Annotated in this window: 15 protein-coding genes; 5 read left to right on the forward strand and 10 right to left on the reverse strand. The window is 66.3% G+C overall.

The features are described from left to right. Positions 1 to 9: 9 nt before the first annotated feature. Together J2X50_RS00155 and J2X50_RS00160 are read right to left on the reverse strand one after the other, a co-directional pair. On the reverse strand, positions 10 to 1,185 hold the full coding sequence (locus J2X50_RS00155; protein ID WP_429090424.1) for an acyl-CoA dehydrogenase family protein: 1,176 nt from the start codon (positions 1,183 to 1,185) through the stop codon (positions 10 to 12). Further along, positions 1,182 to 2,312 carry an acyl-CoA dehydrogenase family protein gene (locus J2X50_RS00160; protein ID WP_429090426.1) on the reverse strand — a complete coding sequence of 377 codons (1,131 nt, stop codon included), beginning with the start codon at positions 2,310 to 2,312 and terminating at the stop codon, positions 1,182 to 1,184. The genes J2X50_RS00155 and J2X50_RS00160 overlap by 4 nt, the downstream gene beginning before the upstream one ends. 190 nt (positions 2,313 to 2,502) lie before the next feature. On the opposite strand from J2X50_RS00160, the gene J2X50_RS00165 reads away from it, so the two are divergent. Continuing rightward, entirely contained in the window at positions 2,503 to 3,270 is a 768-nt protein-coding gene (locus tag J2X50_RS00165; RefSeq protein ID WP_429090428.1) for an SDR family NAD(P)-dependent oxidoreductase, read from the forward strand. A 6-nt stretch (positions 3,271 to 3,276) separates the two neighbouring features. On the opposite strand, the gene J2X50_RS00170 is transcribed toward J2X50_RS00165, so the two are convergent. Continuing rightward, a complete protein-coding gene (locus tag J2X50_RS00170; protein ID WP_429090430.1) occupies positions 3,277 to 3,690 on the reverse strand; it encodes a nuclear transport factor 2 family protein in 414 nt (137 codons plus the stop codon). 126 nt (positions 3,691 to 3,816) lie between these two features. Here J2X50_RS00170 and J2X50_RS00175 point away from each other — a divergent pair, with 126 nt between their 5' ends. From J2X50_RS00175 to J2X50_RS00190, 4 genes are all read left to right on the forward strand, one after another. Then, the gene (locus J2X50_RS00175; RefSeq protein WP_429090432.1) at positions 3,817 to 4,305 is read left to right on the forward strand and encodes a nuclear transport factor 2 family protein; all 489 of its coding nucleotides are present in this window, start codon (positions 3,817 to 3,819) and stop codon (positions 4,303 to 4,305) included. An 89-nt stretch (positions 4,306 to 4,394) separates the two neighbouring features. Next, on the forward strand, positions 4,395 to 5,273 hold the full coding sequence (locus J2X50_RS00180; protein WP_429090434.1) for an SDR family NAD(P)-dependent oxidoreductase: 879 nt from the start codon (positions 4,395 to 4,397) through the stop codon (positions 5,271 to 5,273). Further along, the gene (locus tag J2X50_RS00185) at positions 5,270 to 6,160 is read left to right on the forward strand and encodes an SDR family NAD(P)-dependent oxidoreductase (RefSeq protein WP_429090436.1); all 891 of its coding nucleotides are present in this window, start codon (positions 5,270 to 5,272) and stop codon (positions 6,158 to 6,160) included. The genes J2X50_RS00180 and J2X50_RS00185 overlap by 4 nt, the downstream gene beginning before the upstream one ends. Before the next feature lie 184 nt (positions 6,161 to 6,344). Then, a complete protein-coding gene (locus J2X50_RS00190; RefSeq protein WP_429090437.1) occupies positions 6,345 to 7,085 on the forward strand; it encodes a TetR/AcrR family transcriptional regulator in 741 nt (246 codons plus the stop codon). Positions 7,086 to 7,134: 49 nt separating this feature from the next. Here the strand turns inward: J2X50_RS00190 and J2X50_RS00195 are convergent, their stop codons facing one another. The 7 genes from J2X50_RS00195 to J2X50_RS00225 form a co-directional block, all read right to left on the reverse strand. Further along, complete coding sequence (locus J2X50_RS00195; RefSeq protein ID WP_429090439.1) at positions 7,135 to 7,740, reverse strand: VOC family protein; 606 nt, start codon at positions 7,738 to 7,740, stop codon at positions 7,135 to 7,137. A 65-nt stretch (positions 7,741 to 7,805) separates the two neighbouring features. Beyond that, on the reverse strand, positions 7,806 to 9,011 hold the full coding sequence (locus J2X50_RS00200) for an acetyl-CoA C-acyltransferase (RefSeq protein ID WP_429090440.1): 1,206 nt from the start codon (positions 9,009 to 9,011) through the stop codon (positions 7,806 to 7,808). Between the two features lie 226 nt (positions 9,012 to 9,237). After that, positions 9,238 to 10,008 carry an SDR family NAD(P)-dependent oxidoreductase gene (locus tag J2X50_RS00205; protein ID WP_429090442.1) on the reverse strand — a complete coding sequence of 257 codons (771 nt, stop codon included), beginning with the start codon at positions 10,006 to 10,008 and terminating at the stop codon, positions 9,238 to 9,240. Between the two features lie 12 nt (positions 10,009 to 10,020). Next, positions 10,021 to 11,091: a phosphotransferase gene (locus J2X50_RS00210; RefSeq protein WP_429090443.1), complete on the reverse strand. Its 1,071-nt coding sequence runs from the start codon at positions 11,089 to 11,091 to the stop codon at positions 10,021 to 10,023. 16 nt (positions 11,092 to 11,107) lie between these two features. Next, a complete protein-coding gene (locus tag J2X50_RS00215; protein WP_429090444.1) occupies positions 11,108 to 12,310 on the reverse strand; it encodes an acyl-CoA dehydrogenase family protein in 1,203 nt (400 codons plus the stop codon). Between the two features lie 66 nt (positions 12,311 to 12,376). After that, positions 12,377 to 13,177 carry a CoA-transferase subunit beta gene (locus J2X50_RS00220; RefSeq protein ID WP_429090446.1) on the reverse strand — a complete coding sequence of 267 codons (801 nt, stop codon included), beginning with the start codon at positions 13,175 to 13,177 and terminating at the stop codon, positions 12,377 to 12,379. 11 nt (positions 13,178 to 13,188) lie between these two features. Beyond that, entirely contained in the window at positions 13,189 to 14,067 is an 879-nt protein-coding gene (locus tag J2X50_RS00225) for a CoA transferase subunit A (protein WP_429090448.1), read from the reverse strand. Positions 14,068 to 14,108 lie beyond the last annotated feature (41 nt).

The raw sequence follows: 14,108 nt of genomic DNA on the forward strand, positions 1-14,108 counted from the left end.
CCTTGCCGCTTACAGCTTGCCGCGCGGCTCTCTGGGCATGCCGAGTCCCTGCTCGGCAATGATGTTGAGCTGGATTTCGTTGGTGCCGCCGTAGATCGTGTCGGCGCGGGCAAACAGGAACATCTGCTGCAGGCGCTCGCGGCGCGGATCGTCGGAGACGACGTTGGCGTCCATCTTCAGCACGTCCATGGCGAGGCGGCCGAGGTCGCGATGCCAGTTCGACCACTGGTACTTGTAGGTCAGCGCCTCGCGGCGCGTTTCGGCCGACTGGTCGTCGCTCAGAACGCGCATGGCGAGGTAGCGCATGGCCCGCAGCCCGGCCCAGGCATAGGCGACGCGCTGGCGGATCACTGGCGACCGGTCGGAACCGTTCTCCTTGGCGATCTCCACGATCAGGTCGAGCTCCTGCTGGAAGCTCATCTGCTGGCCAAGGGTGGAGATGCCGCGCTCGAAGCCGAGCAGCGCCATGGCGATCTTCCAGCCGTCGCCGGGCTGTCCGACGACGTCCCCGGCCTTGGCGCGGGCGCCGTCGAAGAACACCGAGTTGAACTCGGCGCCGCCACCGATCTGCTTGATCGGATGGATGTCGACACCGGGCTGGGCAAGCGGCATCAAAAGGAAGATCAGGCCGTTGCGGCCGACCGAGCCTTCCTCGCAGCGCGCCACGACGAAGATCCAGTCCGACAGATGCGCGAGCGACGTCCAGACCTTCTGGCCCGAAACGATCCAGTCGCCGGTCTCTGTGTCGAGCTTGGCGCGGGTCTTGATGTTGCCGAAGTCGGAGCCTGCGCTCGGCTCGGAATATCCCTGTGCCCAGAACTCGGTCCCGCTCAGGATGCCCGGCAGGAAGCGCTTCTTCTGCTCTTCGGTGCCGAAGGTGATCAGCGTCGGCCCCATCAGGCCCTCGCCGATATGCCCCATGCGGCCCGGACCGCCCGCTCGGCTATATTCTTCCTGGAAGGCAATTTGCTCGGCGACCGACAGTCCGCGCCCGCCATGCTCCTGCGGCCAGCCCGGGCAGGTCCACCGGCCTGCGGCAAGCTCGCGTTCCCATTCCTTGCGCAGTTCCGGCAGGACATCGCCCTCGCCCGAACCGCCGCGATACTTCAACTCGGCGAATTTGCCGGTGAGATGGCTTGCCATCCACTCGCGCACCTCTGTGCGGAATGCGGTCAGGTCGCTCATTTCAGGCCTCCGTCACCGAAGACAGATGCGGCAATGCTGTCGAGGTGAGCGTCGCGCGAACCGAGCAACGCCGCACTCGCCTGTGCTCGCTTGAAATAGAGGTGCGGGTCGTATTCCCAGGTGAAGCCGACGCCGCCATGCAGCTGGATCGCCTCCTCGGCAGCACGGAACTGCAGGTCGGAGGCCAGCACGCGCGCACCAGCAATCTCAAGGGCGCTGTCGGAGCCTTCGCCCAGGCTGGCCGCCGCCCCGAAAACCAGCGACCGCGCCTCGGCGACATCGACCACCAGCCTGGCGCAGCGATGCTTGACCGCCTGGAACGAGGCGATCGTGCGGCCGAACTGCACGCGTTCGGCGATATAGGCGAGCGTAACGTCGAGCGCGCCTTGCGCGGCTCCGAGCTGTTCCGCCGCGAGCCCCAGATTGGCAAAGGCCAGCGCCTGCCCGAACTGGTCGGCGCCCACGCCGCCATCGTCGATACGGCTGTCCTCAGGAACATCCACGGCGAGATCGAGCGAAGCGATCGGCCGGGTGCCGTCCAGGACCTTGAACGGCGTGATGGTCTGGCCAGACCCCCGTGACATCGCAAACAACGCCGTCGTCCCATCCTCGAGCGCCGCCGGCACCAGCACGACATCGGCCACTTCGAGATCGACGACGTGGGCGACCCTGCCGTCCAGCCTGTAACCTGTCGCAGTGCGCGTCGCCTTGACCGCAACCGTCGCCGCCGGATCGGCCGCAGAAGGATCGGCATAGGCGACGGTCACGGCCATTTCGCCTGCGGCGATGGCTGCAAGATACTTGGCCTTGGCAGCCTCGTTTCCGGCCGACTGCAACAGCGGTGCCGCCAGGCACACCGTCGACCAGAAGGGCACGCAGGCAAGACGCGCACCGGTGAGTTCCATCAGGATCGCCACCTCGATGGCGCCAAGTCCCAGCCCGCCGAATTCCTCCGGGATTGCCATGGCGCACCAGCCGAGCTCGCTCGAAATGCTGGTCCACAACGCAGCGTCGTGGCTGGCGCCCGCGTCGACGACGCGACGGATCGCTTCGGAGGACGATTGTTCGCGCAGGAAACGCCGGGCTTCCTCGCGGATCATCTGCTGGTCTGGTGTGAATTCGAGCATGCGGTCCTGTCGGGCACGGATTGGAGCGACGCCGTTGCGCCTGATGCGGCAACGAAGCGCTTCATGCCGGATGCCACCGGCCGGCGCCAGCAACATCGTCCAAATGTGGGATGCTGGCGCTTGGCCCCGACTAGTCTACTCGCTGCCGACGGCCGGCGCGAAGCGGTCGCGCAGTGCACTGGAGGAGACTATGGGGCTCAAGCGTTTCGACAACAAGGTGGTGCTGGTCACCGGCGCAGCATCGGGCATAGGTCGCGCCACCGCCCTGCGCCTCGCCTCAGAGGGGGCGACGCTGATCCTCGCCGACCGCAACCTCGAAGGTGCAAGGCAGGTTTGCGCCACTGCCAATGAGCAATATGGCGTCCGCGCGGATGCGCTTGCCTATGACGCTGCCGACAAGGCCTCGGCGCGCCGGATGGTCGACGCAGCACTTGCACTACATGGCCGCCTCGACAGCCTCATCAACAATGCCGGCATCTATCGTCGCGACCATTTCGCCAACCAGACCGGCGACGACTGGTCGCTGGTCTTCGGCATCAACCTCGAAAGTGTCTTCCATGTCGTGCACCAGGCCTTACCGGCGCTCGTCGCATCCCGCGGCAACGTCGTGTCGACAGCCTCCACCGCCGGCCTGCAGGGCATCGCCTACGCCGCCGCCTATGCGGCGTCGAAAGCCGGCATCATCGCCATGACCAAGTCGCTGGCGACTGAATATGCGCCCAAGGGCGTGCGCTTCAACGCCATCTGCCCCGGCCGTGTCCGTACCGAGATCGGCACCGGCCTTGCGCCGATCGACGACCAGGACCCCGACATAATGGTCAAGCCGCCCAAGCTCGCCGGCAAGCAAAGCGGCGAACCGGAGGACATCGCCAGTGCCTTCGCTTATCTGGCGTCCGACGAAGCCTGTTTCGTCACCGGCGCCGTCCTTGTCGTCGACGGCGCCCAGACGGTCGGCTGAGCAGGGTCAGCCGGCGCGAAAGGTCATGTCGGTGCGCCTGTGGGCGAAGCGCCAGCCATCGGCAGTGCGTACGAAACGGTCGAAATAGCGCCCGACGACCCGCGCCACGGTCGCCTTGGGATCGTCGTGGCTGGTGCCGTGATAGGTGAAGCAGGCGACGCCGGTCGCATGGTCAGGGTCGATCAGGTCGATGACGATGTTGTGCGCCATGTGGATCGTGGTGTCGGTCTGCGCCTTGGCGTCGAGATAGGCGCGCATTTCGGCATGGCCCTTGAGCGGGCCCTTCCAGGTTTCCCACAACCCGTCGGGCGCCCATAGCGCGACCAGTTCCTCGTGCCGGTAGTCGTCGATGAGGATGCAATAGCGCTGCACCAGCCTGGCGCATTCATGCTCGGCCGCGATCCGATCTGCCAGGTCCATGTTCGTCCTCCCTTGAAATCGGGCCAGCGTCGCGTCTGTCGAAAACGGGTTCATCCTCCAAACGAACGATGGCGGACGCATCCAGGGCGGCAGCTATGGGCCGACTGCCCAAACGGAGGAGAAGACATGTCGGACATAGAAGCGCGGTTCGTGGCACTCGAAGCGCGCATCAAAGGACTGGAGGACCAACTGGCCATCTACCAGTTGTTCGCGACCTACGGTCCCTCCGTCGACAGTCGCACCGGCAGTGTCACGGCATCGCTCTGGGCCGAGGACGGCGCCTACGACTTCGGCGGCGATCCGCTGGTCGGCGCGGCGAAGGTCGGTTCGCTGGTCGATATCGAGCCGCATGTCCACTACGTCGCCGACGGCTGCGCCCATGTGCTGAGCATGCCGCACGTTGCCATTGACGGCGACAAGGCGGTGGCGACAGGTTATTCGCGCGTCTACCTCAACCAGGGCGACCACTGGCGCGTCGAACGGGCCAGCGCCAATCGCTGGGAGCTCGTCCGCACGCCTGAGGGATGGCGCGTGCAGAACCGTGTCAACCGCCTGCTCAACGGTCAGCCTGAGGCCCGAGACCTGCTGTCGAGTGGTGTGAAACGGGAAGGCTGAGGCCCAACAGGCGTCCCTGCTGGCATCGTCCGAACGTGGGATGTACGGACCGGCACGTGCCGTCATGGTGGCCGTCCGGAGGACACGACATGAAATCACTCGAGGGCAAGGCGGTGGTCATCACCGGCGCCGGTTCGGGCCTGGGCGCTGCCTATGCGCGCCACGCGGCCGGGCTAGGTGCGGCGGTCGTCGTCAACGACATCGGCGCGAAAGCGGCTCAGTCGACGGTCGATTCGATCGCGAGCGCGGGCGGCAAGGCCGTCGCGCATGCCGGCGACATCTCGTCCTGGAGCTATGCACAGTCGCTCGTCGACGCCTGCATCGATGCCTTCGGCGCCATCACCGGCATCGTCAACAACGCCGGCATCCTGCGCATCGGCAAGATCCTCGACCTCACCGAGGCCGACATGCGCCGCATGGTCGAGATCAACCTGATCGGCACCGCAGCCTGCGCCAGCCATGCGGCACGGCGTATGCTCGCCGCCGGCAAGGGCGGCTCGATCATCAACGTCGCATCGGGCTCGCAGGCCGGCGACGTCGCCCTCGGCGGCTATGGCGCCACCAAGGGCGGCGTGGCGTCCCTCACCTACAGCTGGGCCATGGAACTGCGCGGCACCGGCGTGCGCGTCAATGCGCTGTCGCCTCTGGCCGAAACGGCAATGGCCGCCCAGAACAAGGCGCTGATGGCCGAGCAGGCTGCCAGCCGCGAGGTGCACTATGCCGCCCTGCCCGACGCCGGCGTCAATGCGCCGGTCGTCAGCTACCTGCTTTCCGACGCCGCCGAAAAGATCAACGGCCAGGTCGTCCGCATTGCCGGCAAGCAGCTGTCCTTCGTCACCCATCCGCTGATCGCCGAGCCGGTGCTCGAGGGCGACTGGAGCTACGAGGCGGTAGGCGCAGCCTTCGCCGAGACGCTCGTCCGCAACCAGCAGCCGCTCGGCCTCGGTTATGCAAGGAAGCCGAATTGAGCAGCGCAGAAAGCACCCGGCCGGTCGCGGTCGTCACCGGCGCGAGCCGGGGTCTCGGCCGAGGCATAGCCATTGCCCTCGGCGAGGCCGGCTTCACCGTCTATTGCACCGGCCGCAGCGACCGCAAGGCCATCGGCCCGTGGGGCGGCACGGTGCGCGACACTGCCGAAGCGGTCGACCAGGCCGGCGGCAAGGGCGTCGTCGCGCTGTGCGATCATCTCGATGACGGCCAGACCGAAGCGCTGTTCAAGCGCGTCGCCGCCGAACAGGGCCGGCTCGACCTGCTCGTCAACAACGCCTTCGCCATGCCCGACTGGGCCGTGCCCGACGGCAACTTCTGGGAGCGCCCGCTGTCGCTGTGGCGCGACATGATCGATGTCGGGCTGCGCTCAAGCTATGCCGCAAGCCACTTCGCCGCACCTCTCATGGTCCGCCGGCGGTCCGGCCTCATCGCCAACACCTCCGGGCCCGGCGGCAAGGTCTATCGCCACAGCCTGCCCTACGGCGTCGGCAAGGCCGGCCAGGACAAGCTGGCCCACGACATGGCCCATGAGCTGCGGCCCTTCAACGTCGCGGCGATCTCACTCTGGCCAGGGCTGATCGGCACCGAGCGTACGCTTGCCGGCATCGCGGCGGGCGGCGTGGTCGGCGACAACGCCGGCAACCTGCCGCATATCGAAACGCCGTTCTTCATCGGGCGCATCCTGGCGGCGATCCACAAGGCGGGCGATGCCATGATGCTCAGCGGCGGCACCTTCTATTCGACCGAACTCGCCAGCCGCTACGGTGTCGTGGATGCCGACGGGCGCCGCCCGGAATCACGCCGCCCGCTGTTCGGCACGCCTCTCTACCAGCCCATTTCACATACCGAGAATGCGGACCAATGACGATGCCTGTCGAGCGTGCGACAATTCCTGCCTCGCCGCAGGCTTACACGGTGGCGAACCGTATTATACTCCGTGGCGCCAGAAGCCAGGGCGGCGAACGATTCGACCCAAGGTTGATCGCTTCGGGATCGCGGGCTGCACGCCCCACGGGACGGGAGGTCTGGCGGTGAGCAGGATGGTGCGTATGGCGCAGATGGACGCAGGCGGGAACGGCACGGACACCCTCGATCGCGACGGCCTGGCGCGCGCCGCCACGAACCCGCGCAAGGAACTGGTGCGCGAGCAGCTCATCGACATCGCCGCCGAGCTGTTCGACAGCAAGGGCTATGCCCAGACGAGCATCAACGACATCGCCCAGGCGCTCGGCCTGGGACGCTCGGCCGTCTACCACTACTTCCGCAACAAGGAGGAGATGCTGGCGGCGCTGGTCGAATCGGAGGCGCTGACGCCTTCGCACCGGCTGCAGGAACTGATGGAGGAACCCGGCCTGTCGGCTTCGGAGCGGCTGCGCCGCGCCATTGTCGACGGCATCGTTCGGCGCCTCTCCTCGGGCTCGCGCTTCATCCTTCTGTCGCGGCTCGAAACCCAGATCCCCGAGGCGCTCGGGCCGATCTACAATCAGGGTCGCCGGCACATCTACGACTTCTACGTGCGCTGCATTTCCGATGGCATCGCCAGTGGCGAGTTTCGGACCGTCGACCCCAAAGTCACGGCCTTTGCCGTGATCGGCATGGCCAACTGGACGTCGCGCTGGTACTCGCCGTCAGGCGCCAAGACCCCCATGGAGATCGGCGAGATCATCGCCGACATGGCGCTGGCCGGCCTGCGCGCCCATGACGATCGCCCGCGCGACGCCGAGGCGGTACGCCAGACGATTGCCGGCCTGCGCCTGCAGATCGACGAGCTGGAAAAGCTGGTGAAGTAAGAATCGGCGACAAATTCCCACTTCGGGCCAATGGCTTGGCGCGATCAGTTCAATCGAACTTCACGCCGGCGTGCTGGATGAAGGCGCTGTAGGTGTCGAAGCGGATGACGGGGTCGGAGCCGGTGTAGGCGCGGATATGATCCAGCACCGCCTGGCGCGAGCGGCGCCACATCGGCGGAACGATCTCCAGCATCGGCCCGTAGAGGTCGGGCGAGCGATAGTAGAGGATCGACTGATCCTGGCCGGCGACGCGGATTTCGTAGTCTCGCCAATAACCCGCGGCTTCCACCTTGGCGGTCGCCTCGGCGTGGTCATGCACCCAGAAGCCAAGATGCTGCAGGCCCTCGCGGCCGGACGCGAGAAATTCCGTGTAGGGCGACGAGGCGTCGTTGGTCTGCTCGATCAGCTCGATCTGCACGTCGCCCATGTAGCCGAAGGCAAGCCGCAGTTCGACCTCGACCGGCTGGCCGCGATGGTACGTCGTGCTTACGGGCTGGCTGACGCCGCGCTCCATGAAGATGAAGGGACCGATGCCGAAGACGTCGATCCAGTGACGCATTGCCTTTTCGATATCGCGGACGACGAAGCCGAGCTGGATCGCGGGACCGAGGATGGGCTTCAGCCCCTGTGCCTGTCCAAGATCGGTTGTGGTCATCTTCCCCTCCCCAAGGTGCGTCGCGCGCCCGCCGGGCGCACGGCCGATGTCTTGGACTTGTCCGGTCAGTTGAAGATTTCAAACAGGCCTGCAGCGCCCATTCCGCCGCCGACGCACATGGTGACGACGCCGTATTTTACGCCGCGACGGCGGCCCTCGATCAGCACATGGCCGGTGGTGCGGGCGCCGGTCATGCCGAACGGATGGCCGACGGCGATGGCGCCGCCATTGACGTTGAGCTTGTCCGGGTCGATGCCCAGCGTGTCGCGGCAATAGACGGCCTGGCTGGCGAAGGCCTCGTTGAGCTCCCAGAGCCCGATGTCGTCGACCTTGAGGCCGTGCTTCTGCAACAGCTTCGGCACGGCGAAGATCGGGCCGATGCCCATTTCCTCGGGCGCGCAGCCGGCGACCGCCATGCCGCGATAGGCGCCCAGCGGCTTGAGGCCAAGCTGTTCGGCGCGCCTGGCTTCCATGACCACGAGCGCGGCGGCACCGTCGGACAGCTGCGACGAGTTGCCGGCGGTGACGTATTCGCCAAGCTTGATCACCTCGCCGTCGGCGAAGACCGGCTTCAACCTGGCCAGGCCCTCGAGATTGGTGTCGGCGCGGAAACCTTCGTCGTGCGTCAGCGTCACGTCGTGGAAGCTGGCCTCGTTGGTCTCCTTGTCGACCACCAGCTTGCGCGACGCCATCGGCACGATCTCGTCGTCGAAGCGTCCGGCCTGGTGGGCGGAGGCGGTGCGCAGCTGGCTCGCCAGCGAGAACTCGTCCTGTGCCTCGCGGCTGATGCCGTACTTCTTCGCGACGATCTCGGCGGTCTCGATCATCGTCATGTACATGTGCGGCCACTGCGAAGTGACGGCCTGCGAACGGGCGCGAAAACTGTTCTTGTGCTTGTTCTGGGTCAGGCTGATCGATTCCACACCGCCGGCGACGACGGTCTCCATGCCATCGACGATGATCTGCTTGGCCGCGATCGACACGGCCATCAGGCCCGACGAGCACATGCGGTCGATCGACATGCCGGGCACGCTGTCGGGCAGACCGGCGGCGGCGGCCGTCAGGCGACCGATGTTGTAGCCCTGGGTGCCCTGCTGTGCCGAGCAACCCATGACGACATCCTCGACCGCATCAGGCGCGATGCCGGCGCGGATCACAGCCTCGCGCACGGCGTGGCCGGAGAGCGCCGGGGCCTCGGTGTCGTTGAAGGCACCACGGAAGGCCTTGCCGATGGGAGTGCGGGCGACGGAAACGATGACGGCTTCGCGCAAAGGATTGCTCCAGAACAGTTGTTTTCGGCGGGGAACCGGGCAGCAAATGCGCAGGTCATTTCTGCTGCGAAGCGCCCGGAACCGAAGTTTTCCAACTACTTGCTAGGAGCGACGGGGCCACCGAACATCGTCTGAAAAGACTAACGGCGGATCCGCAACGCATCAATTGCGAAAGCCCGCTGCGGAGACGGCGGCGCGGACACCGGAGCCCGCGCCGAGGAAACGATCAGACGTGATAACCGCCATCGACGTTGATGACTTCGCCGGAGATGAAGCCGGCTCGGCTGGAGGCGAGGAAGGAAACGGCCTCGGCGATGTCGATCGCCTTGCCGTTGCGGCGCAGCGGCGTGGCCATGGCGGCGGCCTGCATGTACTTGTCGTCGATGTAGCCGAGCTTGCTGAGCTCGGTGTGCTGGCCGGTCTCGATGAGTCCGAGGGCCACGCCGTTGGCGCGGATACCGTAGCGGCCCTCTTCCTTGGCGACGCCCTTCATGAGCGCATGCACCGCCGATTTCGGCACGACAGACAGACCATCGGCGGCGGCGAAGCGATATTGCGCCGAACTCTGGCAGGCGACGATCGAGCCGCGCGCCTTGCGCAGATGCGGGATTGCGTAATGGATCACATTGAAGAAGCCGAACGCGTCCTGCATCAGGTGCTTTCGCATCTGTTCGGGCTCGATCTTGCTGAGATGGATCAGCGGCACCAGCGGCCCGGCGGCATAGACCACGGTGTGGACGCCGCCATTGGCTTCGGCGACGCCGTCGATGAAGGCGCGGGTCGCCTCGACGTCCTCGATGTTGAGCTTGTGGATGGACGCTTTGCGGCCCTCGCCACGCACGGCTTCCGCGGCGGCTTCGGCCTTGGCCTGGTTGCTGTGGTAGGTCAGCGCCACGTCGCAGCCGTCGCGCGCCAAAACGCGGCAGATCTCGGCGCCGACGCCGCCGCTGCCGCCGATGACGATGGCCGCTCCCTCGGCCGGATACAGTCCGCTCATGTCGATCCTCCCTTATGATTTCATCGCGAGTTCGGCGTAGCGCCAGCCGAACTCGGCCACCGGCCGCGCCAGGGCGCCTGCTTCACGGGCATGGGCGCTCGCGGCGTTGCCGTCGACCACGCGCTTCATGATGCCCTGCCGGATGCCTGCGACGCGGAACAGGCTGTAGGCCAGATAGGCGTACCAGTGGCGATCCGACACGCCCTCCTGCCCCGTCGCCTTGAGGTAGACATCGCGGTAGCTGCGCTCATCGGGAATGCCGAGTTCTTCGATATCGAGGTCGCCGAGCCCGCGATAGGGCGTGTTGGGCAGCCGCCAGGTCAGCATGTGGTAGGCGAAATCGGCCATCGGTTCGCCCAGCGTCGACAGCTCCCAGTCGACCACCGCCAGCACCCGCGCTTCGGTCGGGTGGAACAGCATGTTGTCGATGCGGAAATCGCCGTGGATCAGCGAGGTGCGGGTCTCCGGCGGAATGTTGCCGGGCAGCCATTCGATCAGCCGATCCATCGCCTCGATGGTCTCGGTCTCGGAGGCCCGGTACTGCTTGGTCCAGCGCGCGACCTGGCGCGCGACATAGTCGCCAGGCTTGCCGAAATCCTCGAGGCCCACCGCCTTGTAGTCTGTCTTGTGGAGGGCAGCCGCGACGCGGTTCATCTCCATGTAGATCGCCTTGCGCTCGGCCGGCGACTGGTCGGGCAAGGCCGGCGCCCAGAACGAGCGCCCTTCGACGAAGTCCATGACGTAGAACATCGCGCCGACGATCGTCTCGTCGTCGCAGAGCAGCCGTGCGCCGGCCACCGGCACGTCGGTCTCGCGCAACGCGCTGATGACCCGGAACTCGCGGTCGACGGCATGGGCCGAGGGCAACAGCTTGCCGTCGGGCTTCTTGCGCAGCACCAGCCTGCGCTTGCCGTCGAAGCTGAGCAGCATCGTCGGATTGGACTGGCCGCCGCGGAAGCGCTCGACCGAAAGCTCCCCCTCGCAGCCATCGATGTTGGCCCTGAGGTAGGCATGCAGCCGCGCGACGTCGATCTTGCTGTCGGCGGCGAGCGGCTCGGTGCCGACGAAACGGCTGGCATCCATGGCGCGCCCTCCCCGGTCAGTCGGCGTATTTGGCGAGCTCGAGGCGCCCGATCTGGTTGCGGTGCACCTCGTCCGGCCCGTCGGCGAAGCGCAGCTTGCGGGCATGCGCATAGTAGTTGGCGAGCACGAAGTCCTGCGACACGCCGGCCGCGCCATGCGCCTGGATGGCCCAGTCGATGACCTTGCAGGCCATGTTCGGGGCCGCGACCTTGATCATGCCGATCTCGGCGCGCGCCGCCTTGTTGCCGACGGTATCCATCATGTAGGCGGCCTTCAGCGTCAGCAGGCGTGCCTGGTCGATCAGGATGCGGGATTCGGCGATGCGCTCCAGCGTCACGGACTGCTCGCCGATCGGCCGGCCGAAAGCGACGCGGCTCTTCACGCGGCGGCACATCAGTTCGAGACAGCGCTCGGCAAGGCCGATCAGGCGCATGCAATGATGGATGCGGCCAGGTCCGAGGCGCCCTTGCGCGATCTCGAAGCCGCGGCCCTCGCCGAGCAGCATGTTGGACGCGGGCACACGCACGTTCTCGAACAGCATGTCCATGTGGCCGTGCGGCGCGTCGTCGTAGCCGAACACCGACATCGGACGCAGCACCTTGATGCCTGGCGTGTCCATCGGCACCAGGATCATCGACTGCTGCTGGTGCTTGGCAGCACCCGGATCGGTCTTGCCCATGAAGATCAGCAATTCGCAATGCGGATCGCCGACGCCCGAAATCCACCACTTGCGGCCATTGATGACATAGTCGTCGCCGTCGCGGACGATCGAACTCTGGATATTGGTCGCGTCGCTGGACGCCACGTCCGGCTCGGTCATGGCGAAGGCGGAGCGCACTGTGCCGTCGAGCATGCCTGGCAGCCAGCGCGCCTTCTGCTCCTCGGTGCCGTAACGCTCGATGGTCTCGATGTTGCCGGTGTCGGGCGCCGAGCAGTTGAAGATCTGCGACGAGAAATGTACCCGGCCCATGACTTCGCAGAGCGGCGCATATTCGGTGTTGGTCAGGCCCGCGCCGTGTTCGGAATCGGGCAGGAACAGGTTCCAGAGGCCTGCGGCCTTGGCCTTGGCCTTGAGTACTTCGAGAACAGGCGGATGGCCCCAGCGATCGGCCTCGACCTCTTCGTGGTAGCGGCGTTCGTTGGGATAGACATGCTCGTCCATGAAGGCGTTCAGCCTTTCGAGCAGGTCCTTGGTCTTTGCGCTGTATTCGAAGTCCATCTCACGTCCGCCACTGCTATTCCGGGAAGAAGCCGCCGGCGGAAACGATGCCGGCGGCCGATGTCGTCACGCGGCGCGGACGCCGGCGGGATTGCCCTTCAGCACGGTGGCGCGGACATTGTGCGGGTCGAGCCTGGCGATGATCTCCAGCTGCGCCTCGGTCGGGGCGGCCGTGATGGTCATGCCCTCCGCGCGCAGCAGCGGGAAGCCGGTGGCGTCCTGCACCTGCTCGAAGGTCACGCCCGGATGCAGGGACAGCACCTGGGCCGCGTGGTCGGGGCCATTGAAGTCGAACACGCAAAGGTCGGTGATGACCACGCCGAGCTTGACGTCGGCGGGCTTGGTGCCTTCCGGCCAGTTCCTGGCGTTGTAGCCGACGCTCGCCACCACATCGACCTCGCCTTCGACGAAGGTGCGCTTGGAGTGGCTGGGCAGGAACATCGAGTTCTTGTGGCAGATCGAGTTGCCGGGGAAACCGCGCACGCCGAGCATGGCGACCTTGGGCTTCTGGAACTCGCCGCCGAGCGCGGAGATGTTGCCCTGGCCGTAGCGGTCGACCTGCACCGGGGTCACCATGGCGTGGCGGCGGCCGCTCCAGACGCTGTCGAACACGCGGCCATAGGGCATCCAGCCGGAGAACTTCGGCTTGTAGTCGCCGCGCGGCCCGAGCGGGATCGGGTCCTCGACCAGATAGGCCTCGCCGTCGGTCATCATGATACCGGGGGCGCAGGTCAGCTTGGCGAGGCCGGCCGCCAGGCGCGGCAGCGGGCCGATGCCGGTCGCGAGAATTTCGCCGTCGTTGGCCCAGGCTTGCGCTCCGGCCGCTACGATCAGTTCGGCAAGCGTGAATTCTTTTGCAGTCGTCATGTCGTGTCCGATCAGAAAATGGGAAGCGGCAGGGCGCGGATCTTGGCTTCGCCGCCAACGCTCGCGGCGTAGCCGGCCTCGCCGCCCTTCACATATTGGTCGAAATAGCGCTGCCAGCCGCCCTCTTCGGTCGCCGATGCGGCGTAGTCCTTGAGGTGGCCCATGTCCCAGCCATAGGCGTCATGCGAGGCGGTCGGGTGCGCGCCGAGCGGAGCCGAGACGACACCGGTGACCAGGCAACGCTCGAAAAGCTGGCTCTTGGCCTTGTCGGAATATTCGGCGTCGATGCGGTCGACCAGCACTTCGGTGGTGACGAACACCTTGTCGGCGGCACGGGCGAACAGGCCGTCGAAGAACGGGTCCGGACCGTCGGTCTGGGTGTTGCCCAGGCGGTCGGCGCGGCTGACGTGGATCAGCGCAACGTCGAGCTTGATCGCCGGCATGGCGAGCAGCACCTCGCCGTCAGCGTAGGGCGACTTCACCGTCTTGAAATCAGGATTGTACTTCATGACGTCGGAGCCGAGGCCGACGCGGGTCGCAGCGAACGGCAGGTTGTGGCCGGCAGCCTGGAGGCCGAGCAGCAACAGGCCTTCGTCCAGTTCGCTGACCGTCACGGAGCCGGCTTCGCGCGCCTTGCGGAAGTAGGGCTCGATCGGCATCGCGTCGAGCGAGACGAAGCCGTAGATCAGCTTCTTGACCTTGCCCGAGGCGCAGAGCATGCCGATCTCCGGCCCGCCATAGGCCACCAGCGTCAGGTCCTTCAGGTCCGAGCGCAGGATTTCGCGCACCAGCGCCATCGGCTTGCGCCGGGGACCCCAGCCGCCGAAGCCGATCGTCATGCCGTCGCGAAGCTGCGCGACGACCGCTTTCAGGTCCATTTCCTTGTTCATAGCATCCTAGTCCGTCTGTTCTTCATTCTTGGTTCGGCGGG

Source organism: Aminobacter sp. BE322, assembly GCF_050433525.1.
Taxonomy (GTDB): domain Bacteria; phylum Pseudomonadota; class Alphaproteobacteria; order Rhizobiales; family Rhizobiaceae; genus Aminobacter.